This window comes from Shewanella sp. MTB7, from assembly GCF_027571385.1.
Lineage (GTDB): Bacteria > Pseudomonadota > Gammaproteobacteria > Enterobacterales > Shewanellaceae > Shewanella.
This window is the reverse complement of sequence record NZ_CP085636.1, coordinates 3746320-3767874: the sequence shown is the minus strand read 5'-3', so window position 1 is coordinate 3767874 and position 21555 is coordinate 3746320. Positions and strand designations below refer to the sequence as shown.

19 protein-coding genes are annotated in these 21555 nt (G+C 43.0%); 12 read left to right on the top strand and 7 right to left on the bottom strand.

The annotated features are described in order from the left end of the window. Positions 1 to 5: 5 nt before the first annotated feature. From HWQ47_RS16235 to sucD, 5 genes are all read left to right on the top strand, one after another. A complete protein-coding gene (locus HWQ47_RS16235; protein ID WP_269967105.1) occupies positions 6 to 713 on the top strand; it encodes a succinate dehydrogenase iron-sulfur subunit in 708 nt (235 codons plus the stop codon). Positions 714 to 933: 220 nt separating this feature from the next. Then, positions 934 to 3756, top strand: coding sequence for a 2-oxoglutarate dehydrogenase E1 component (sucA, locus tag HWQ47_RS16230; protein ID WP_269967104.1), 2823 nt, complete (start codon positions 934 to 936; stop codon positions 3754 to 3756). Between the two features lie 28 nt (positions 3757 to 3784). Continuing rightward, positions 3785 to 4960 (top strand): 2-oxoglutarate dehydrogenase complex dihydrolipoyllysine-residue succinyltransferase, encoded by a 1176-nt coding sequence (gene odhB / locus HWQ47_RS16225; protein ID WP_269967103.1) that lies wholly within the window; start codon positions 3785 to 3787, stop codon positions 4958 to 4960. 111 nt (positions 4961 to 5071) lie between these two features. After that, complete coding sequence (sucC, locus tag HWQ47_RS16220; RefSeq protein WP_269967102.1) at positions 5072 to 6238, top strand: ADP-forming succinate--CoA ligase subunit beta; 1167 nt, start codon at positions 5072 to 5074, stop codon at positions 6236 to 6238. Beyond that, the gene (gene sucD / locus HWQ47_RS16215; RefSeq protein ID WP_269967101.1) at positions 6238 to 7110 is read left to right on the top strand and encodes a succinate--CoA ligase subunit alpha; all 873 of its coding nucleotides are present in this window, start codon (positions 6238 to 6240) and stop codon (positions 7108 to 7110) included. Before sucC ends, sucD begins: the two co-directional genes overlap by 1 nt. Positions 7111 to 7201: 91 nt before the next feature. On the opposite strand, the gene HWQ47_RS16210 is transcribed toward sucD, so the two are convergent. Then, on the bottom strand, positions 7202 to 8845 hold the full coding sequence (locus HWQ47_RS16210; RefSeq protein WP_269967100.1) for an FMN-binding glutamate synthase family protein: 1644 nt from the start codon (positions 8843 to 8845) through the stop codon (positions 7202 to 7204). Positions 8846 to 9045: 200 nt separating this feature from the next. Continuing rightward, positions 9046 to 9477 carry a ferric iron uptake transcriptional regulator gene (gene fur, locus HWQ47_RS16205; RefSeq protein WP_269967099.1) on the bottom strand — a complete coding sequence of 144 codons (432 nt, stop codon included), beginning with the start codon at positions 9475 to 9477 and terminating at the stop codon, positions 9046 to 9048. A gap of 356 nt (positions 9478 to 9833) precedes the next feature. Here fur and cobB point away from each other — a divergent pair, with 356 nt between their 5' ends. From cobB to HWQ47_RS16175, 6 genes are all read left to right on the top strand, one after another. Beyond that, positions 9834 to 10598 carry a Sir2 family NAD+-dependent deacetylase gene (cobB, locus tag HWQ47_RS16200; protein ID WP_269967098.1) on the top strand — a complete coding sequence of 255 codons (765 nt, stop codon included), beginning with the start codon at positions 9834 to 9836 and terminating at the stop codon, positions 10596 to 10598. 46 nt (positions 10599 to 10644) lie between these two features. After that, on the top strand, positions 10645 to 11100 hold the full coding sequence (locus HWQ47_RS16195; RefSeq protein ID WP_269967097.1) for an ATP-binding protein: 456 nt from the start codon (positions 10645 to 10647) through the stop codon (positions 11098 to 11100). A gap of 373 nt (positions 11101 to 11473) precedes the next feature. After that, positions 11474 to 12478 carry an ABC transporter substrate-binding protein gene (locus HWQ47_RS16190; RefSeq protein ID WP_269967096.1) on the top strand — a complete coding sequence of 335 codons (1005 nt, stop codon included), beginning with the start codon at positions 11474 to 11476 and terminating at the stop codon, positions 12476 to 12478. 69 nt (positions 12479 to 12547) lie between these two features. Next, positions 12548 to 13444, top strand: coding sequence for an ABC transporter permease (locus HWQ47_RS16185; RefSeq protein ID WP_269967095.1), 897 nt, complete (start codon positions 12548 to 12550; stop codon positions 13442 to 13444). Continuing rightward, a complete protein-coding gene (locus tag HWQ47_RS16180) occupies positions 13437 to 14681 on the top strand; it encodes a quaternary amine ABC transporter ATP-binding protein (RefSeq protein WP_269967094.1) in 1245 nt (414 codons plus the stop codon). The genes HWQ47_RS16185 and HWQ47_RS16180 overlap by 8 nt, the downstream gene beginning before the upstream one ends. Before the next feature lie 12 nt (positions 14682 to 14693). Then, on the top strand, positions 14694 to 15914 hold the full coding sequence (locus HWQ47_RS16175) for a carbohydrate porin (protein WP_269971769.1): 1221 nt from the start codon (positions 14694 to 14696) through the stop codon (positions 15912 to 15914). A gap of 79 nt (positions 15915 to 15993) precedes the next feature. Here the strand turns inward: HWQ47_RS16175 and HWQ47_RS16170 are convergent, their stop codons facing one another. The 5 genes from HWQ47_RS16170 to codB all read right to left on the bottom strand — a co-directional run bounded on the left by HWQ47_RS16170 (position 15994) and on the right by codB (position 20027). Further along, the gene (locus HWQ47_RS16170) at positions 15994 to 16137 is read right to left on the bottom strand and encodes a hypothetical protein (protein ID WP_269967093.1); all 144 of its coding nucleotides are present in this window, start codon (positions 16135 to 16137) and stop codon (positions 15994 to 15996) included. Positions 16138 to 16228: 91 nt separating this feature from the next. Next, positions 16229 to 16738, bottom strand: a complete 510-nt coding sequence (locus tag HWQ47_RS16165) for a GNAT family N-acetyltransferase (protein WP_269967092.1) — start codon at positions 16736 to 16738, stop codon at positions 16229 to 16231. 15 nt (positions 16739 to 16753) lie between these two features. Further along, entirely contained in the window at positions 16754 to 17245 is a 492-nt protein-coding gene (locus tag HWQ47_RS16160) for a GNAT family N-acetyltransferase (protein WP_269967091.1), read from the bottom strand. 207 nt (positions 17246 to 17452) lie between these two features. Beyond that, positions 17453 to 18751, bottom strand: coding sequence for a cytosine deaminase (locus tag HWQ47_RS16155; RefSeq protein ID WP_269967090.1), 1299 nt, complete (start codon positions 18749 to 18751; stop codon positions 17453 to 17455). Positions 18752 to 18761: 10 nt separating this feature from the next. Next, entirely contained in the window at positions 18762 to 20027 is a 1266-nt protein-coding gene (codB, locus tag HWQ47_RS16150; RefSeq protein WP_269967089.1) for a cytosine permease, read from the bottom strand. Positions 20028 to 20951: 924 nt separating this feature from the next. On the opposite strand from codB, the gene HWQ47_RS16145 reads away from it, so the two are divergent. Next, positions 20952 to 21551 (top strand): hypothetical protein, encoded by a 600-nt coding sequence (locus tag HWQ47_RS16145; protein WP_269967088.1) that lies wholly within the window; start codon positions 20952 to 20954, stop codon positions 21549 to 21551. Positions 21552 to 21555 lie beyond the last annotated feature (4 nt).

Here is a 21555-nt window from a genome sequence, read left to right as displayed (position 1 = left end):
TTGAGATGAATTTGAATATCGCAGTTTATCGCTATAATCCTGATGTAGACGCTAAGCCTTACATGAAAGATTATACGTTAGAAGTGGAAGATGGTACCGATATGATGGTCCTTGATGCACTGATACTTCTAAAAGAGCAAGATTCAACATTAGCATTTCGTCGCTCATGCCGTGAAGGTGTTTGTGGTAGTGATGGCCTGAACATGAACGGTAAAAATGGTCTGGCCTGTATCACACCAATCTCAAGCTTTAAAGGTAAGAAACTTGAGATCAGACCACTACCAGGTATGCCAGTTGTACGTGATGTTATTGTGGACTTAAGTCAGTTCTACAAGCAATATGAAAAGATAAAGCCTTATTTGATTAATGATGAAAAAACGCCTGCGCGTGAACATCTGCAATCTCCTGAGGAGCGTGAACATTTAGATGGTTTATATGAATGTATCATGTGTGCATGTTGTTCGACCGCTTGTCCATCTTTTTGGTGGAACCCAGATAAGTTTATCGGCCCTAGCGGCCTGTTACATGCTTATCGTTTTTTAATTGATAGTCGTGATACTGCGACAGAAGAGCGTCTATCAGAGCTTGACGATGCCTACAGCGTATTTCGTTGCCATGGTATTATGAACTGTGTGGATGTTTGTCCTAAGGGACTCAATCCGACTAAAGCGATTGGACATATTAAGTCCATGTTGCTGAAGAGAGCAGTATAAATGCAAGACCAAGAGCTGAAACTAATAATTATATAGCTCGAATTGAGTCACTTTTCATTTGAGAAGTGGCTCTTTTGTGTAATGGAACTACAATTTGTCGTGAAATGATGAAAATATTCATTTCTCGGGATAGCAGCGATTGTGTACTCCTTGTTTTATTACAAAGAATACATATCTAAGACTTGGCTAAATTCGTGTATAAAGTTTGAAAGGAATAGAAATGCACCAAGGCATCATGAAAGCCTGGCTCGAATCATCACACCTAAGTGGTGCAAATTCGACCTATGTAGAAGAGATGTATGAAGCCTATCAAGAAGACCCTCAATCTGTTGCAACAGATTGGCAAGTGGTGTTTGATAACCTCCCTTACGCAAACGGTGCATCGAAAGATGTTCCGGAAGCTGCCCACTCAAAAATACGTGATTATTTTCGTAGTTTAGCGTTAGAAGGACGTCAAAAGGGCTCAGCCCGAGTGACGGATCCTGAGGTTGATGCTAAGCAAGTTAAAGTCCTACAGATGATCAATGCTCATCGTTTTCGTGGCCACCAGAATGCTAATTTAGATCCTCTGGGACTGTGGAAACGTGATCAAGTCTCTGAACTGGACCCTGCCTTCCATGGTTTAACTAGCGAAGATATGCAGCGTGAATTCAATACAGGTTCATTTGCTCATAGTGGTGACACGATGCAGCTTGGTGATCTTATTAAAGCCTTGAAGGCCACTTACTGTGGTTCAATTGGCTCTGAATACATGCACATCACAGATACCGATGAAAAACGCTGGATACAGCAAAGGCTAGAACCTTCTTTAGGTAGAGCTAATTACGATAAACTCGCTAAAATCAGAATCTTAGTCGGCTTAAACGCTGCTGAGGGTATTGAAAAGTACCTAGGTGCTAAGTTTCCTGGTGCGAAACGTTTCTCACTGGAAGGTGGTGATGCGTTAGTTCCTATGATGCGTGAGATCTTGTACCGCGCAGGCGAAGCCGGGACTAAAGAGGTCGTTGTGGGCATGGCTCACCGTGGTCGCTTAAACTTACTTGTCAACATTTTGGGAAAAAAACCATCTGAGTTATTTGACGAGTTTGCGGGTAAACACAGTGATGAACTTAACGGTTCTGGTGACGTTAAATATCACCAAGGTTTCTCATCTGATTTTCAAACACCTGGTGGCAACATTCATCTAGCATTGGCTTTTAACCCATCTCATCTTGAGATTGTTAATCCAGTAGTGATGGGGTCAGTTCGTGCTCGTCAAGATCGTCGTGGTTGTGATTCTGGCTTGCAAGTATTGCCTATTACTCTTCATGGTGATTCCGCTATTACAGGTCAAGGTATCGTTCAAGAGACATTTAATATGTCTCAGACACGCGGTTTCACCGTGGGCGGTAGCATCAGAATTGTGATTAATAATCAAGTTGGCTTTACTACTTCTGCAACCGAAGATGTGCGTTCAACGGAGTATTGTACCGATATTGCGAAGATGGTACAGGCACCTATTTTCCACGTGAATGCTGATGATCCAGAAGCTGTGGCTTTTGTCTCTCAACTTGCTGTTGATTACCGTAATGAGTTTAAACGTGATGTGGTTATCGATCTGGTTTGTTACCGTCGTCATGGCCATAACGAAGCCGATGAGCCAAGTGCAACCCAGCCTTTGATGTATGCCCAAATCAAGAAACACCCAACACCACGTAAGATCTATGCCGATAGGTTGATTGCTGAAAACACGTTAGCGGCAGATGAAGTAACTTCGATGATTAATGATTATCGAGATGCACTTGATCACGGTGACTGCGTGGTTGAAGAGTGGCGTCCAATGACATTGAACTCTGTTGATTGGTCTCCTTATATCAACAAGGAGTGGGATGATCCATATGATGGCCAAATGTCGATGGAACGTATCAATAACTTAGCTGAAAAGATTAGTTATGTTCCTGAAAATCATAAACTTCAGTCTCGTGTCGCTAAAATCTATAAAGACCGGGCCTTGATGGCTAGCGGTGAAAAGCCTCTTGATTGGGGGTTTGCTGAAACATTAGCCTATGCCTCGATTGTTGAAGATAAGAAACGTATTCGTATCACAGGTCAAGATTCTGGTCGTGGAACCTTCTTCCATCGCCATGCGGTTCTGCATAATCAAAACGATGCGACAGCTTATCTGCCTTTGCGTAATATTTCTGAAGATCAAGGTCCAATCGATATTACTGATTCTGTTTTGTCAGAAGCTTCAGTATTAGCGTTTGAATATGGTTACGCGACAGCAGAGCCTGGCGGATTAACGCTTTGGGAAGCGCAATTTGGCGATTTTGCTAACTGTGCTCAAGTGGTTATTGATCAGTTCTTATCTTCGGGTGAGCAAAAGTGGGGCCGTCTGTGTGGTTTGACTATGTTATTGCCTCACGGTTATGAAGGTCAGGGACCAGAGCACTCGAGTGCACGATTAGAACGCTTCTTACAACTTTGTGCAAACCATAATATGCAGGTGTGTGTTCCTTCAACACCGGCGCAGGTTTATCATATGTTACGTCGTCAGGTCGTCAGACCTATGCGTCGTCCATTGGTTGTTATGTCTCCTAAGTCTCTGTTGCGCCACCCGTTAGCGGTATCGTCAATGGAAGAGCTTGCTCAGGGAACATTCCAGAATGTTATTCCTGAAACAGATAACTTAGACAGCAGTAAAGTTGACCGAGTAGTATTCTGTAGTGGCAAAGTGTATTTCGAATTGCTTGAGAAGCGACGCAAAGAAAATGTCACTAATGTTGCCTTGATTCGTTTGGAGCAGTTATACCCGTTCCCACACGAAGACATAGAAACAATGTTATCAGAATATCAACATGTTAAAGATTTTGTTTGGTGTCAGGAAGAACCTCAAAACCAAGGCGCTTGGTATTGCAGCCAGCACCACTTCTGGACTTCAATTCCAGCGGGTGCACAGTTAACCTATGCCGGTCGTGAAGCGTCAGCTGCACCAGCTTGTGGTTATCCATCACTGCATGCTAAAGAGCAAGAATCTTTGATTAAAAGCGCATTAAAACTGTAGTAATAGACAATAAAAAGGATAGCTCCTCATGAGTATCGAAATTAAGGTACCCGTACTACCAGAATCTGTTGCTGATGCAACTATTGCTACTTGGCACGTTCAACCTGGTGAACACGTTACACGTGATCAAAATCTGGTTGATATTGAAACTGACAAAGTTGTTCTTGAAGTTGTTGCTCCGGAAGATGGTTCTATTGCTTCATTCTTAGCGAATGAAGGTGATACCGTTCTTGGTGAAGCTGTTATCGCGATGTTTACCGCCGGTGCAGTAGCAGGTCAAGAAGTGACGAAAGCTGAAGCTGAAGCAAGTGTACCAGAAGCCGCAGATGACTCAACTGATGCACTTAGTCCATCAGTTCGTCGTTTACTCGGCGAGCACAGTATTGATGCTGGCCAAGTTAAAGGCACTGGTGCTGGTGGCCGTATTACGAAAGAAGATGTTGAAGCTTTCGTGAAGAGCAAGTCGTCAGCTCCAGTTCCCATAGCTGTAGCGCCGTTAGCTGAACGCGGTCAGAAACGTGTTCCTATGTCACGCTTGCGTAAAACGATTGCTAATCGTTTGCTTGAAGCTAAAAATTCTACCGCCATGTTGACTACGTTTAATGAAGTTAACATGAAGCCAATCATGGACATTCGTAAGCAGTATCAAGAGGTATTTGAGAAGCGTCATGGCATTCGTTTAGGCTTTATGTCTTTCTACATTAAGGCTGTTACTGAAGCATTAAAGCGTTTCCCTGAAGTCAATGCGTCTATTGACGGTGATGAGATTGTGTACCACAACTACTTTGATATCAGCATCGCAGTATCAACGCCTCGTGGTCTAGTGACTCCAGTTCTTCGTGATACAGATACCATGAGTCTTGCGGACATCGAGCGTAATATTCGTGAATTAGCGCTCAAAGGCCGTGACGGTAAGCTGACCGTTGAAGATATGACCGGTGGTAATTTTACTGTTACTAACGGTGGTGTATTTGGCTCGCTCATGTCTACCCCCATTCTTAACCTGCCGCAAAGCGCAATCCTTGGCATGCATGCCATCAAGGACCGCCCAATGGCAGTCAATGGGCAGGTTGAAATCTTGCCTATGATGTACCTAGCACTATCTTACGATCACCGTATTATCGATGGTCGTGAATCAGTTGGCTACTTGGTTGCCATTAAGGACTTCCTCGAAGATCCAACTCGTCTACTGCTTGACCTATAATTAGCAGTGACAGCTTACCGGTGATTTCAGGAGAGATCACTGGTAGATACCCTCGCTACTGACCCAATAGAGGTCGGTTGAATTTGATAAGAAGTATACGGATAGATCATCATGAATTTGCATGAGTATCAGGCGAAATCTTTATTTGCCGAATATGGTTTACCAGTGTCAGAAGGTTTTGCATGTGATACGGCTCAAGAAGCCGTTGAAGCAGCAGGCCATATTGGCGGTGATATGTGGGTTGTTAAGTGTCAAGTACACGCAGGCGGCCGTGGTAAAGCAGGTGGCGTTAAAGTTACTGGCGATAAAAACGAAATTAGGGCATTTGCTGAACATTGGTTAGGTAAGAATCTTGTTACTTACCAAACAGATGAAAAAGGCCAGCCCGTTGCTAAGATTTTAGTTGAAAGCTGTACAGATATCGCTAATGAGTTATATTTAGGCGCAGTTATTGATCGTGCTTCACGTCGCGTTGTATTTATGGCATCTACCGAAGGTGGTGTTGATATTGAAACTGTGGCTGAAGAAACGCCAGAGTTGATCCATAAAGCTATTATTGATCCGCTAACGGGTCCTCAGCCTTATCAGGCTCGTGATCTTGGCTTCAAGTTGGGTCTAAACCCAACTCAAATGAAGCAGTTCACTAAAGTCTTCATGGGTTTAGCTAAAATGTTTGAAGATCACGATTTCGCGCTACTTGAAATCAACCCACTTGTGATCACGACAGACGGCAACATTCACTGTCTAGATGGCAAGATTGGCATCGATGGCAATGCACTTTACCGTCAACCTAAAATCCGTGAAATGCACGACCCATCACAAGATGACGCGCGTGAAGCGCATGCTGCTAAGTTCGAATTGAACTATGTTGCACTCGATGGAAACGTTGGCTGTATGGTTAACGGTGCAGGCCTAGCTATGGGCACAATGGATATCGTTAATCTACATGGCGGCAAGCCAGCTAACTTCTTAGATGTAGGCGGCGGGGCGACGAAAGAACGTGTTGCTGAAGCATTTAAGATCATCTTGTCAGATGACAATGTTAAAGCTGTTCTCGTTAACATTTTCGGTGGGATCGTTCGTTGTGACATGATCGCTGAAGGTATTATCGGTGCTGTTAAAGAGGTAGGTGTAACCGTACCTGTTGTCGTTCGTCTTGAAGGTACTAATGCTGAACTTGGCCGTGAAGTATTGGCAAATTCTGGTCTAGATATCATCGCAGCTACAAGTCTAACAGACGCAGCTGAGCAAGTTGTTAAAGCTGCGGAGGGCAAATAATGTCTGTCTTAATCAATAAAGATACTAAAGTTATCTGTCAGGGGTTTACTGGTGGACAAGGTACTTTCCACTCTGAGCAAGCTATCGATTACGGTACTAAGATGGTCGGTGGCGTTTCCCCAGGAAAAGGCGGTCAGGTTCATTTAGGTCTGCCAGTATTCAATACTGTTAAAGACGCAGTGGCTGAAACTGGTGCAACAGCATCAGTTATCTATGTACCAGCACCTTTCTGTAAAGATGCGATTCTTGAAGCGATTGACGCTGGTATTGAGCTTATCGTTTGTATTACTGAAGGTATCCCAACTTTAGATATGCTTCAGGTTAAAGTTAAGCTTGAAGAGACTGGCGTGCGCATGATTGGTCCTAACTGCCCAGGTGTTATCACGCCTGGTGAGTGTAAGATTGGTATCATGCCTGGCCACATCCATAAGCCGGGTAAAGTCGGTATTGTTTCTCGCTCTGGTACATTGACGTATGAAGCGGTTAAGCAGACTACTGATGAAGGTTTTGGTCAGTCTACATGTGTTGGTATTGGTGGTGATCCAATTCCAGGCACTAACTTCATCGACGTATTGGAGATGTTCCAAAACGATCCACAAACCGAAGCCATCGTAATGATTGGTGAAATTGGTGGTACAGCTGAAGAAGAAGCGGCTGCTTACATCAAAGCTAACGTAACTAAGCCAGTTGTTTCGTATATTGCCGGTGTTACTGCACCTGAAGGTAAGCGTATGGGTCATGCTGGTGCGATTATCGCTGGCGGTAAAGGGACAGCTGAAGATAAGTTTGCAGCATTAGAAGCTGCCGGCGTAACAACCGTTCGTTCACTTGCCGACATTGGTAAAGCTCTACGTACTAGAACGGGTTGGTAATCCACTTACCCGTTTGAAAAAGGCGCCTATGCGCCTTTTTTGTTTCTGTAACATATTATATTATACCAATTGGTATTTATCTTGTTCAGCTTCACTTCACTGAAGCGCTAAATTCAGCTGGCCTTAGAATATAGCGATCTTCAACGTAAAACTGTTCAGCACTGCATGACTCCCACCAATTTGACCAAGCATCGTCACACTTATTTTCAATTAATGAATCTGTTTCTAATGGCTTAATCAAGCTACCTGTCGACATCAATAATCCGTAAGGAGAGCGGCGCTTTATCATCTGAGGAGTCAGATGGGCTGGATCTGTTAACCCCATACTGCTTACCAGCTCATAGAAACTCTTTAAGGTATTATGGTGAAAATTCTTAACCCTCAAGCTCTTATCATGAATATTTAAGGCTTTTGAACGAGCTGGATCTTGAGTCGCTATCCCGGTTGGACAGTGATTAGTGTTACAGTGACGTGATTGAATACAGCCAAGTGCCATCATCATGGTTCGTGCGGCGTTAACTGTATCGGCGCCCATGGCTATCTTGGAAAGTAGATCGAAACTGGAGGCCGTTTTACCTGATGCAATAATGCGGATCTTGTCTCTTAAACCGACACCGACTAGTGCGTTGTGGACGAAATAAACACCTTCCAAACACACCATACCTAAGCGGTTTGTGAACTCAACGGGTGCAGCTCCAGTGCCTCCTTCTGCGCCATCAACAGTAATAAAGTCAGGCGTTATTCCTGTTATTAACATAGCCTTACATATGCTCAAAAATTCTGCTGGGTTACCGATACAGAGTTTAAAGCCTACTGGTTTTCCGCCACTTAATTCCCTTAACCTTTTTACAAAGTTGAGCAAAGCAATCGGTGTTGTGCATTCAGGGTTGACTGCCGGAGAGACACAGTCTCTGTCCATTGGTACATGTCTGATAGCTGCGATCTCTTCGGTTATCTTTGCTTTAGGCAGTACACCACCATGTCCTGGCTTAGCGCCTTGACTGAGTTTTATTTCAATCATCTTGATTTGAGGGCGGGTAGCCATCGCTTTAAAAGAATCAGGGTTAAAGCTACCATTATCATCTCGACAACCAAATAGACCAGAACCGATTTGCCAAACGATATCGCCACCATGTTTAAGATGATAAGGACTTGCTCCTCCTTCACCGGTGTTATGGGAGCATCCTGCTAATTTAGCGCCTAAGTTCATTGCTTCGATTGCATTTGCACTGAGTGAACCGAAACTCATGGCTGAAATATTCAAATAGGAGGCATTGTAGGGCTGAGTACAATCTGGTCCACCAAAACGTATACGTTTAACGTCATCGTTAATTTCTTGTGGAGAAAGTGAATGCCATAAGCTTAAATAGTTCTCCTCCGTTAAGTCTCGTTGTGTTCCAAAAGCAATAGTATCACGAACGTTTTTGGCTCTCTGATAAACAAGGGAACGTTGCTCTCTATTGAAGGGTTTCTCTTCTGTGTCATTAGCAATAAAGTATTGCTGAATTTCGGTGCGATAGGATTCCAAAAAGTAGCGTAGATAGGCGACAACGGGATAAAGACGATTTAAGGTGTGTGGGCTGTATTTAATATCGTAAAAACCGATTGCTGAATAACCTAAGGTAAACATGAGCAAAAGGCTCGAGATCAGATTCATTTCAAGTTTTAATATATATAGCGCGGATAGATTTCCTAAAGTGGCTATCAGCCAGTATACCATTTGCATTACAGTCATGAAGTATCCTTAATCTTGGTGTAGGCGTTGGCTTATTGGAGTCTACATAGGTGGAGAAATCAAAGTTTTTAGTTAAGACATAGCAGCACGGATAGAAGACCGTGTATAGGCTAAATTTATGACATAAAAAAACCAGCTATCAGCTGGCTTAATATTTAATGATTCTTTTAGACAACTCCATTAATCAATCTAACGGGATGTTATGCTTCGCCGTGATTACACTCATCATTAGTACAAACACCATAAAGATATAAGCTATGGTTTGTTAGTTTTATGTTGTGCTTCATTGCGATCTCATCTTGGCGAGATTCGATAACATCGTCAGAAAATTCAATGACTTTACCGCAAGATAGGCAAACAAGATGATCGTGGTGGTGTTGGGTTGATAGTTCAAAAACAGCTTTGCCACTCTCAAAGTGATGACGTGTCACCATTCCAGCATCATCAAATTGGTTAAGTACACGATAGACCGTTGCCAATCCTATCTCTTCACCTATGTCGAGTAATCTTTTATACAGATCTTCTGCACTGATGTGTTGATTTTCTGGTCCTTGCATCAGTTCTAGGATCTTGACTCGTGGTAAGGTAACTTTCAAACCCGCTTTCTTTAGCGCTTGATTTCCATCTGTCATTTCTTATCTCTTGATTGCAGAACCTAAGCCAATATCGGTTCAATTGTGTATATTGAAATTCATTATATGTGCACTAACAGAAAACATAAACCTTTGATCTTGCTTTATAGTGCGATAAACAAATAAATTGCAGAATTAAGACAATAATAACGATATATGGTGCGAATTAAACACACTTTTTGTATTGTTATTTGGGGTTTTACCGAACCACTTGTTCAGTTACCCTATGGAAACGGTGAAACAAACACCATTGGGGCCATTTAAGATTATACTAACGCCCAATACCAATTAGCCATGTTTTTTGTCAGGGTACAATGATTAATCATGTCAATAACAAAGATAAAAAAGGACTGAAGATGTATCGGCAAATAGTGATATTAACTGGCGCAGGAATTTCAGCTGAATCGGGTTTAAGAACGTTTAGAGATCAAGACGGCCTTTGGGAAGAACATAAGATTGAAGATGTTGCTACTCCAGAGGGGTATGCCAGAGATGCTGAATTGGTTGAGACATTTTACAATGAACGCTGGGCTCAGTTACATCATGGAGATGTGGAACCTAACGTAGGCCACCGCGCATTAGCCCAACTCGAACAGGAGTTTGATGGTGAACTTTTAGTCGTGACACAAAATATTGATGATCTACACGAGCGCGCTGGTTCTCGTCGTTTGCTCCATATGCATGGAGAGTTATCTAAAGGTCGTTGTCCGCGATCACGACAAACATTTATTTTAAAAAACCCGCTTGGGCCGGAACATACTTGTACTTGTTGTATTCCCGCCCAACGTTTGCGTCCTCACGTAGTTTGGTTTGGCGAAATGCCCATTGGTCTCGATAGAATCCAGCATGCACTTGATAGCTGTGATCTCTTTATTGCTATTGGCACTTCTGGAACTGTTTATCCCGCAGCGGGTTTTGTCGACTCCGCAAATCATCATGGCGCACAAACCATAGAAGTGAACTTGGTCAAAGCCGATCGTCATAGTCAATTTCAATATCATCTGCAGGGTAAAGCCAGTGAAATCTTACCTGAGTTAGTAAACAATATACTTCAAGGTAAAATTATCAGTAGTTCAAGGTGTGAAGTCACCGACGAGCTAGTACTCAAAGGTGCAAATTGATGGAAAAAAATAACGCGGATATTTTTCTCCAAGAGAGCTCGAGAACATGAAACTAGCAGCAAGGCTAGCTGTCATTATGCGCGGTCTGCCCGGCAGCGGAAAATCTCACTGGGTGAATGAGTTTATAGCATCTCAGCCAGTTGAGATTAGTAGTCGGGTATTAAGTTCGGGCTGCTTCTCGACCGATAACTATTTTTATCGAAATGGTCAGTATCAATTCGATGCGAGAAGATTGTCTGAATATCACCAGAGAAATTTAACGGGCTTTATTCAAGCTCTCTCTGAACGAGAGCCAATTGTTATCTGCGATAATACTAACTTAGCTCAATGGGAATCAATAGCTTATGAAGCCGCAGCCCGATCATTGGGCTATCAAGTGCGCTTTGTGTTAATCGGCGCACCGGAGAATCGTGATCATCAAGCATTATGTGCTAAACGTAATCGTCATGGTGTGCCGTTAGCGCAGATAGAGAGAATGGCAAAACAGTTCGAGGAGTTTTAGTTTACATGTTTGGGCTTGCAACTTGTGAAAGCCATTCCTTTCAACTTAGTCAGTTACTTTTATTTTAGATTACCGAGTTTGGTGTTTAAAATGATTCGAGCTCTAATCTTTTTACTCATTTCACACTAGAGTGACTCTTGCTAGTTGGATAAGTATATCTATTGATCGCTAATGAAATACCGTCTATCTAGCTTGACAATATTCGCATCAAACTTACTGAAAATCTCAGTTTATCCATCGACATCTAATCTCGAGTAGATAATTTTCAGTAGAATGATATGACAGTGTTGCTCTTTGGTGAACCAACTTGAACACTAATGATTATTTGTGTAGTCTTGCGGTTATATAATCACCCCGTCGAGCTGGGAGCTCTATGAAAAACATCACTTTAGCCGTTAGCTTACTAAGCAGTCTCTTTATACAACAGGCCGCTGCCAATGAGCAATGTGGCAAAGTTACTATCGCTGATATGAATTGGAGCTCTGCTTCACTTATTGCTAACGTCGATCGCTTTATTTTGGAACATGGTTTTGGTTGTGAGGCAGAGTTACTTCCCGGTGACACCATGCCAACCAGTACATCAATGATTGAAAAGGGCCAGCCGGATATAGCCCCTGAAATGTGGAGTAACAGTGTAAAAGAACTGATTGAGAAAGCAGTGAGTGATAAACGATTAGTGATTGCGGGCGAGTCACTTTCTGATGGTGGTGAAGAGGGTTTTTGGGTTCCTCAATATATGGTTGATAAGGACCCAAGTCTAAAGACAATTGCAGGGGTTATCGCCAACGTTAATACTTTCAAACACCCAGAAGATCCTGAACGTGGAGCCTTTTATGGCTGCCCAGCGGGTTGGGGATGTCAGCTCTCAGCTGAAAACCTTTATCGCGCACTTAAATTGAGTGATGCAGGATTTGATCTTATTGATCCAGGTTCGGGTGCAGGTTTGGCAGGCTCAATTGCTCGTGCTTATGAACGAGAAAAGCCTTGGTTTGGTTATTATTGGGCACCCACGGCAGTATTGGGTAAATATAATATGGTTAAAGTGGATTTTGGTACTGATGTTGATGTAGAGCATTTCAAAGATTGTACCTCTCAGGCTGAATGTGCTGATCCTAAAGTGACCATGTATCCAAAAGCATTAGTTCAAACAGTTACCACTTCTGACTTCGCTAAAAAATCCGTTCAAGGATTTGATTATCTTAGTAAACGTGCCTTTACCAATGCCCAGATGAGCGGCTTACTTGCTTGGATGGAAGATAATCAAGCAGATGGTGATATTGCTGCGGAATACTTTCTGACCAATTATGAAGATGTTTGGACGCAATGGGTTGCGGCTGATGTTGCTGTTAAAGTGAAACAGGCAATTAAAGCACGTTAGATTATAACGCGAGGTTACTCAACCTCGCGGCTTTTCCCCACACAAAAATGTAAAACGATAGAGGTATTTATGGCCGATTCTTGGCTAAGCAAATTTCCTAAAATGGACCGTGTCGATCTATTGGAGATCCGCAAGTATTTAGACGGTGCATTCCGTGATTTTTCTCGAGAGTATGGCGATGAAATAGAGTTTTTTTTTAGCCCATTGCTCGATTTTCTTATTTGGTTTGAAAAGTTGCTAGTTCAGTCGCCATGGTGGGCAGTACTGTTGGTCATTACAGGTTTAGTTTATGTGGCAAGCCGCTCCTGGAAGTTGTCTTTAAGCGTTGTAGTTTCGTTTCTACTTATTGGTTACTTTGGCATGTGGGAAGATACGATGCGCACCCTAAGCATTATTACTGTGTGCACCATGTTAGCCATTATATTTGGGGTCCCAATAGGCATATTTATGGCGCGAAGTGATCGTACTCAAGCTACGGTAACCCCTATTTTAGATGTAATGCAAACTATGCCAGCATTTGTGTATTTGATCCCAGTTGTCATGCTACTGGGCATTGGTAAAGTCCCTGGTGTTATTGCTGTTGTCATCTACGCAATTCCCCCTGTTATTCGTCTTACCAACCTCGGGATCCGTTTAGTTGATAAAGAGGTGCTGGAAGCCGCTACCGCCTACGGTGCCAATAAGATGCAACGATTACTGGGAGTGCAGTTGCCACTTGCCGCGCCAACGATTATGGCGGGCATTAATCAAACCATTATGATGGCATTAGGAATGGTGGTGATCGCGTCCATGATTGGTGTTAAAGGTTTAGGGCAACCAGTACTTAAATCTATTACTAACCAGTACTTTACTTTAGGTCTCTTTAACGGTTTAGCGATTGTTGCGCTAGCTATCATTTTTGACAGGGCCTCTCAGGCTTACGCCAAACGCACTCAGAAACATTTGCAGGATGGCCATAATGTCTAGCGAAGTAAATAAACAACCTTTGATTCAGATTAAGGATCTTTACAAGGTTTTTGGAAAGAAACCAGCCAGTGTTATGCCTTTGGTGCGAGAAGGATTATCTAAGGATGATATTTTGGCTCAAACTGGCCACACCTTAGGCCTTAAAGCGATTAATCTAGATATCTACAAGGGTGAGATTTTTGTGATTATGGGGCTATCTGGCTCTGGTAAATCCACCTTAATTCGCCATTTTAACCGTCTTATCGACCCCACCGAAGGACAGATATTGGTGGAAGGCATCGATGTCATGAAATTGAATACCAAGGAGCTGGAAACGTTTCGACGCCAAAAGATGGCAATGGTATTTCAACGCTTTGGTTTGATGCCCCATCGTAATGTTCAGGATAACGTTGCCTACGGCCTTAGTGTACAGGGAGTAGACAAAGCTAGCAGAAACGCAAAAGCTAACAAATGGCTGAAGACAGTGGGTCTTGCAGGTTATGAAAAGCAATATCCATCACAACTTTCTGGTGGCCAGCAACAACGTGTCGGTCTTGCGAGAGCGCTGTGCACTGATGCTGAGATCCTGTTGATGGATGAGGCTTTTTCTGCTTTAGATCCTTTGATCCGCAGTGAAATGCAAGATCAATTGGTGGAGCTACAAAAAGAGCTGAATAAAACCATTATCTTTATCACTCACGACCTCGATGAAGCGTTGAGGATTGGTGATCGTATCGCGATTTTGAAAGACGGTGAGTTGATCCAGCTTGGTGAACCGGTTGATATTTTGCTTAACCCCGCCGATGACTATGTTGAAGCTTTTGTGAAAGATGTTAACCGTCCCCGAGCCTTAACGGTGGAGACTGTAATGAAGCCACCAGCATATCGCCTGACTGCAGATACTATCGGTGAGGCGCTGAAACAGATGAGACATATTCCGGCTAATTATGCTTATTACATGACTGATGATGGCTTCCAAGGTGTGGTATGTGAGAAAGCATTGGAAGTTGCTGCACGATCCGATGATCAAGCCCCAATGGATGAATTCAAGGTGGAGGATATGAGTCCGCTATCTCCCGATGCACCTTTAGAAAGTATCATTCCTGCGACCATGAAATCGGATTTTCCATTGCCTGTTGTCGATGATGATGGTGCGCTGCAAGGCTTAGTTTCAAGAGAAGATCTTGCGGAGGTCCTGTCGGGCTTCAACAGAAATGAAACTGATGGTGAAAGACAGAATGAAAACAATGATAAGTAAAAAGGATAAATGATGATCCGTAAGACACTACTAACCTCTTGTATCGCTTTGATATTAAGTGCTAACGCAAATGCAGCTTCAGTAGATGAAGAAATTCTGGCTCTAAAGACACGTATCGATCAATTAGAATCAGGAAAAATCTCATCAGAAACCATGGTAGAGGAAGAAAAGGAAAACTCCATCGAATTCGGCGGAGCGGCTCGTTTCCAATACAGTTACGAAGATTATGCAGATAGTAATAAAGATCGTGGCGGAGATCTCGATTTTGATCTATTCCGTATTGATGTCGACGGCAATATTGGTGACATTCTATTTTCAGCTCAGTATCGCTGGTTTCAGTATATGAACGTGATTCATCACGCCTGGGTTGGCTATGACTTTGATGAAAGCCAACAGGGTAAAATAGGTGTGACTCAAGTTCCTTTTGGTATTTTGACATGGGCATCTAACAGTTATTTTTTCAGTTCCAATTTCTACTTAGGGCTTGAAGATGACTATGATCTGGGTTTGAATTACACCTATAAAACCGATGATAATCGATTAGATCTGGCCTTTTATAAAAATGATGAATTAGGCGGCTTAGACGGTTATGTCTCTGATCGTAGTGATCGTTACGCCTATGATGTAGTCGGTGTGCGTCTTACAGGAGAGGGCACCTATGATGCGCCTACCTTAGAAGCGGCGGAATCTAATACTTTCAATGCACGTTATGTTCATAATTTAACGTTTAGTGATGTTGCTGTTGAGCTTGGTGCATCGGTTCAGTCGGGTCAATTAGATATTGCGGGTGCTCAAGATGGCGATCGGTTCGCTGCTGCAATGCATGGTGTTGTAAATTATAACCGCTGGAACCTTAAACTACAGGTTACAGGTTATGAGTATGATGTTGATGGTATGGATGTTGAGCAGATGGTCGTAGGTGCGTATCACTTTTATGATTCTATTCCTGCTGAAGCTACCACGTATATTGGTAACCTAGCCTACAGTTTACCAGTGAGCATTGGACCCATATCTAACCTGACTTTCTACAATGATTACTCGCTTGTGACCGATAAGTCGGCTGATCTGGAAGATACCTTTATGAATGTCACCGGTATGGCGATCACCGCGGGTGGTCTTTATACCTATGTCGATTTTGTTGTTGCTGAGAATCAGCCGTTTATTGGTGGTTCAATGGTGGGTAACGGCGAAGTGAATAAGCGCGTTAATATCAACTTTGGCTACTATTTCTAATCGATATAAGAGAAAATCTGTAAAGGGGCCAGTGTAGGCTCTGAAAAATAAACAAGATGAGTTCGATCTGTGGTTGAACTCATCTTGTTTGTAAATGAAGTAACACCTCATCATTTAATTCATCCAGTAATACCTTGGTTGTCGACTGCGTTAAGTCCAAAGCTACCCAACCATCAGTGCCCATGATATCCAGAGTCAATATCAGCAGTTCATTTTCTGTCATGGTTAAAGAGGCTGAAGTCCATTAGCCCGTTGCTTTGATGATGCCCTGAGTGGTATTGAGTCGAGTGATAGTAAAAGAGTTCTTTTCGGTATTAGACATCATCATCTTTAATTTCCTCTACTATTTGTATCTCCATGGATACTGATGCCAACTCGAAATCTGCTGGGTGTTGCCAATTGGTTTCAGCTAAGATTTCAAACCCTATTGATTGATAGAAAGCTACCGCATTAAGGGTGGATGAAAGCTGAAGTCGAGATAGATTAGCCTGTCGTGCGATTGATACTAAAGTTGTTGCGATTAATCGCCCCACGCCGCGTCTAGAGGCTTGAGGGTCAACAAATAGAGATTCCAGTTTGCTGCGTTCTTTATCAATAAAGCCAAAACCGAGCAGAGAGACAGGCTTATTTGGATCTGTATCTTCGGCGACAATGGCGTTTAAATGGATCAATACCTCTTCAAAATTGGCTGGCATAGGGGAACTTGCCCATTTGAGCACGATCTCTTTTGGATAGTGGGTTAAGCAAGTTTGCTTGATAGCCTTGGCTCTTAACTCCCAAATACTGTCAACGTTATTTTTCGTGGCAGATCTAATGTTAATCATCCCTTCCTTTTAACACTATTTAGCCAATCTAGCCATCAGATAAGTATCAACAAATTTGCCATCTCTGAATGCGTAGTCTCTAGCTGTTCCCTCCATGACAAAACCAGCTTTTTCATAAAGGGCAATGGCTGCATCATTGTCGGTGTAGACCTCAAGTTCGATACGTCTTATTGCTAGCCAGTTGTCGGCAAGATCAATCATGGCCTTCAATAACTGAGTGCCTATTCCTAGGTTTTGTTGCTTGTAGCTCACCGCCATACCTATATTTGCCACATGTTTACGGCGCGGAGAGTCCATTATCACCATGCCGATTTGACCAACGATCTGCTTATCAACAAGGGCGACTAAGTTGTAGTGGTCTTTACCCAAATTAGCGAGTCTACTTTGCCAGTTTGATAATGATGGATAGGGGAGTTGCAGAGTGCCTGAGTGACATGCAGGTTGAGTATACAGTGATTGTACTCCCTCAAAATCGCTAGGCTCCGTGTGTCTTATGATGACTTCCATCTCTATTCTCCTCCCACTGTATCATTGACGTTATCTCTTTAATCTATATCAAGTTAATTGTCATGGCTAATGATTTTCTAGCTGAGATTATCAATACAGAAACTTGACGCAAACTAAGGTTTTCATTTCGATTGGGATTATAGATAAGAAAAAGGCCAGCAATGACGATTGAGTCATTACTGGCCTTCATGTTTCTATTTGGAACGGTTAGCGACGAAAAGTGACGCTTTCAGCTTCGGCTAAATGAATTTGCGTGGTCGCAATTTGAGTTTCAGCTAAGACTTTACCGTGACGCACTGAGTAACGAACTGGCACTTGACGGCGTACGGCATCGAAACCATTATCTGCGGGGAGGATGATTAAGCTACCAGGCTTGCCTATCTCTATCCCATAGCGGTCTTGAATATTCAGCGTACGCGCAGATTTACTGCTAATCAGCGCAAGAGAGTCGTTTATCTGATCGTAACCCATGATCTGACATACATGCAAACCCATGTGCAGTACCTGTAGCATGTTCGCTGTGCCCAGTGGATACCAAGGGTCGAATATATCGTCATGGCCAAAACAGACATTAATATTGGCGGCTAACATCTCCTTGACCCGGGTTATTCCGCGGCGTTTAGGGTAATCATCGAAACGACCTTGCAGGTGGATATTGACTAGCGGGTTGGCGATGAAGTTTATGCCAGACATCTTAAGCAGGCGGAACAGGCGTGATGCATAAGCGCCATTGTATGAGTGCATCGCAGTGGTATGGCTGGCAGTAACGCGCTCACCCATATCAAACTTATGCGCCAGCGCAGCTACGGTTTCCACAAAGCGTGATTGTTCATCATCAATTTCATCACAGTGAACATCGATAAGACGGTCATACTTACGGGCAAGATCGAACACATAATGCAGGGATTCAACACCGTATTCACGGGTGAATTCGAAGTGGGGGATAGCGCCAATCACATCAGCACCCAACTTGACCGCTTCTTCGAGTAACTCTTTACCGTTGGGGTAAGATAAAATCCCCTCTTGTGGGAAGGCAACAATTTGAATGTCGACCCACTGCTTCATCTCCTCTTTTACTTCAAGCATGGCTTTAAGTGCGATAAGAGTCGGATCGGATACATCAACATGGGTACGAACATGTTGAATACCGTTGGCAATTTGCCATTTTAATGTTTGTTTAGCGCGGCTTTTCACATCTTCGATAGAGAGCATGGCTTTACGTTCTGACCAACGCTCAATCCCCTCAAACAGAGTGCCCGAAATATTCCAGCTTGGCTCACCTGCGGTTTGGGTGGTGTCTAAGTGCACATGAGGTTCACAGAAGGGAGCGATGGCCATACCACCTTCACCGTCAAGTATCTCAGCGGATATGTTTGGAGAGCTGAAATTTAAATGTTCCTCCATCGAGCCAATAGCCTGAAATTTCCCATCTTCAATGAGGATCTGATGCAGGCCCTGCTTGCCTTGAAGAGTAATATTTTGGATCAGCATATTTGCAGCTGGCATCGTGTTTTCCTTATGCATTGGTTGTATTTTTACAAGTTGATTTTACAAATGTTTTGTTGGTATTACGTTTGATCAGTGTATCTATGACTAGGAAGCTGAACGCCCCGGCGAATACCGCATTGAGTGGGACAATACCGGGTAGCATATGACCTGCAACGACACCAATTGCTACGCCTAGAATCGCAGCCCAGTTAATGGTGTCGAACTTAACGTTAGCAAAATCTTTGTATTTTTCACGATTCTTTAAGAAATCTGCGATGATTATCCCACCTATAGGCGGGATCGCAGCGGATAAAAAGGTGAGCCATCCAACAAAGTTATTATATAGCCAAAGCGCACAAAGGGTACCGATGACACCGTTTAAAATAGACAGGTACTTACTCGGCAGACCAGTAATATTGGAGAAACCTAAGCCTGAGGCGTAGAGGGCATTGTCATTGGTTGTCCAAATATTTAAGCCTAGGATGATAATGGCTGGAATTAACAACCCTTGTGCAATCATGACTTCAGATATATCAGCTTGGCCAGTGGCAGCAGCGCCAGCAGCACCAAAGATAAACATTAGTGAGTTGCCGACAAAAAAGGCGAACATAGTCACGAATACAGCACTTCTTGGTTTCTTACCGAATCGAACAAAGTCGGCTGTCAGTGTGCCTGCTGAGATAAAAGAACCGACGACTAACACCAGTGCGGTTGAGAACTCCATGGGGTTTTCTGGCGTGAAGGCTATCAAGCTATCCATGCCTCCCATGCTGTCCACCGCTTGAAATACTGAGAAACCGCCAAATAGGGCGATGGCCGGTACGGCGATGGCTGAAAGGATCATGATGGCGGCAATGCCGAAGTAAACGGTGGCGGTCATCAGTAGACCAGAGATAAGAATGAGGAAGTTAGTGTCTATGCCCGTCGCTTTATGGACAGGTATAGCAAACATAGCAACACCAACACCGAACCAACCAATTTGTGTACCACCGAGGAGAAGAGAGGGAAGCCAGGAGCCTTTTAAACCGAAAGAGTAACGTGCAAGGAGATGGGTCGATAGCCCAGTTTGAGCGCCGATGTAACCAAGAAATGAAGTGTAAATACCGAGAATTAAATTACCAATGAGTACAGCAAGAATAAAATCATTAAAGGAGAGTCCTACCCCGAGTGTGCCTCCTGTCCACATACTTGCTGAAAAGAAGGTCAATCCCAACATCACCATTGTGAGAGAGAAAATGCCTTTACGCGCCGATTGCGGCACCGGCCCTAAACTGTAATTATTATCGCCTGCCATCTGTTACCCCTGCATCATATGAATAAAATGTGCGGCTTGCCTAAAGGCGCTGTAACCCGCCATATTGATATGGTCAGATTTACCGCTTCTCTGGCAAACGGCGCGTATTTTAGTGATTTCAAATGTAGTGTCAAGGGAATTCAAATGGATATTTTATTTTTCAGCTTTACAGTGACATACCTCCTATAAAATGCGAGTTATGTAGGTAAAACGTTGCGAGTATCGGTCGGTTATGGTGTGTTTAAGTATTAGAATGTCACTCTTGTTATTAACAGCATATTCTAATTTTGATGGGGAATAAAATATGCTGTTCTATCCCTGCAATGGGGAACATCGTCATTGCTTTCTGAGTTTGATTAACCAATCCTGAGAGTAATAATCTCCAGACAGAGCATGGTTGAGTTGCTTGATAAGGTCGTTATCTCTTTGCTTCCCAGTTAACCAGTCGTATAAACGGTTCAGACTCCATACTTCCATGTTCGTTAGCCCTGTATTATTAACGTTGAAAAAGCTTACCAAAGATAATAAAAACGCTGTATTACAGTATATAACAGCGAGTATTCACTCTTTAGACAAATCTATTGTCATTTTGTATTTAAATTAATTAGTTATCTTGTTTTTAGATATATATTTGACCTGAATGTCATTATGGAACCTGTATTCACAATTTGTTACGAGAGGGACGTTATTTTCTATAGCAAGGGCTTGTAAGTCTTTGGTTTGTGCTGTATTAATTTGTGTTGCTGAATTAAATGCTCTGATAGGTAAACGATTAATAACTTTGGTTATTATTGGTATGAGTCATCGAGTCTGTTTTGCTGTAACCTCTGCAAAATTGGCGTTGTCATACGTATTTATCATGATGAGAATGTTATTTCAGCAAAACCCTGAGAGATACTTTATTACATGGAAGGAATATTAATCATGAGCATAGCCGAGAATATGACCAATGAACTTGCAGACGGTGTCGAGATCATTGTTCCAGCACCTGCGTTCGAAGGGAATAACATGAACGTGAGTACTGCTGTTAATTACTTTTCAATCACACCCGATGAGAGCTACCCTTGGAACACTGAGGTCTATCGAGTCGATAATGGGGTGTTAGCTCCGATACCGAGTCCATGTCCATCATTAACCATCAGTTTTGAGCCTTATAAGCCAAGCGAAACAAATCCTGTGGTGCTCAGTGAAGAGCTGCAGCTGCTACAGAGGGCGGTACTCATAGGCAAGATGAGTGATAAGGCCATTACGGCAGGTTGGCGTTTTTATGAAAGCGGCATCGTGTTTGATGAGGAACAAAATGCCAGTGCTTATCGTGTCACAAGTCAGGTGGCGGATAATGGGCTACAAGTCATATTGACCATTGCGCAGGTGACAGCTACGCCGGTTGCAGGAGATACTATCTCCTTTAGATATGTGGCATCAAAAGATCTACCGACTCCACCTTTTACTGATGCACAAGGAAAATTTACTGTTCATTACTCGCAAGATCCACAGGTTGGTGTGAGGCGTCCTATGGGGTAGGTTA

Excerpts from the sequence above, each read along its gene's own strand:
- HWQ47_RS16235 (WP_269967105.1), top strand. The coding sequence starts at position 6 with ATGAATTTGAATATCGCAGTTTATCGCTATAATCCTGATGTAGACGCT.
- sucA (WP_269967104.1), top strand. The coding sequence starts at position 934 with ATGCACCAAGGCATCATGAAAGCCTGGCTCGAATCATCACACCTAAGT.
- odhB (WP_269967103.1), top strand. The coding sequence starts at position 3,785 with ATGAGTATCGAAATTAAGGTACCCGTACTACCAGAATCTGTTGCTGAT.
- sucC (WP_269967102.1), top strand. The coding sequence starts at position 5,072 with ATGAATTTGCATGAGTATCAGGCGAAATCTTTATTTGCCGAATATGGT.
- sucD (WP_269967101.1), top strand. The coding sequence starts at position 6,238 with ATGTCTGTCTTAATCAATAAAGATACTAAAGTTATCTGTCAGGGGTTT.
- HWQ47_RS16210 (WP_269967100.1), bottom strand. The coding sequence starts at position 8,845 with ATGACTGTAATGCAAATGGTATACTGGCTGATAGCCACTTTAGGAAAT.
- fur (WP_269967099.1), bottom strand. The coding sequence starts at position 9,477 with ATGACAGATGGAAATCAAGCGCTAAAGAAAGCGGGTTTGAAAGTTACC.
- cobB (WP_269967098.1), top strand. The coding sequence starts at position 9,834 with ATGTATCGGCAAATAGTGATATTAACTGGCGCAGGAATTTCAGCTGAA.
- HWQ47_RS16195 (WP_269967097.1), top strand. The coding sequence starts at position 10,645 with ATGAAACTAGCAGCAAGGCTAGCTGTCATTATGCGCGGTCTGCCCGGC.
- HWQ47_RS16190 (WP_269967096.1), top strand. The coding sequence starts at position 11,474 with ATGAAAAACATCACTTTAGCCGTTAGCTTACTAAGCAGTCTCTTTATA.
- HWQ47_RS16185 (WP_269967095.1), top strand. The coding sequence starts at position 12,548 with ATGGCCGATTCTTGGCTAAGCAAATTTCCTAAAATGGACCGTGTCGAT.
- HWQ47_RS16180 (WP_269967094.1), top strand. The coding sequence starts at position 13,437 with ATGTCTAGCGAAGTAAATAAACAACCTTTGATTCAGATTAAGGATCTT.
- HWQ47_RS16175 (WP_269971769.1), top strand. The coding sequence starts at position 14,694 with ATGATCCGTAAGACACTACTAACCTCTTGTATCGCTTTGATATTAAGT.
- HWQ47_RS16170 (WP_269967093.1), bottom strand. The coding sequence starts at position 16,137 with ATGACAGAAAATGAACTGCTGATATTGACTCTGGATATCATGGGCACT.
- HWQ47_RS16165 (WP_269967092.1), bottom strand. The coding sequence starts at position 16,738 with ATGATTAACATTAGATCTGCCACGAAAAATAACGTTGACAGTATTTGG.
- HWQ47_RS16160 (WP_269967091.1), bottom strand. The coding sequence starts at position 17,245 with ATGGAAGTCATCATAAGACACACGGAGCCTAGCGATTTTGAGGGAGTA.
- HWQ47_RS16155 (WP_269967090.1), bottom strand. The coding sequence starts at position 18,751 with ATGCCAGCTGCAAATATGCTGATCCAAAATATTACTCTTCAAGGCAAG.
- codB (WP_269967089.1), bottom strand. The coding sequence starts at position 20,027 with ATGGCAGGCGATAATAATTACAGTTTAGGGCCGGTGCCGCAATCGGCG.
- HWQ47_RS16145 (WP_269967088.1), top strand. The coding sequence starts at position 20,952 with ATGAGCATAGCCGAGAATATGACCAATGAACTTGCAGACGGTGTCGAG.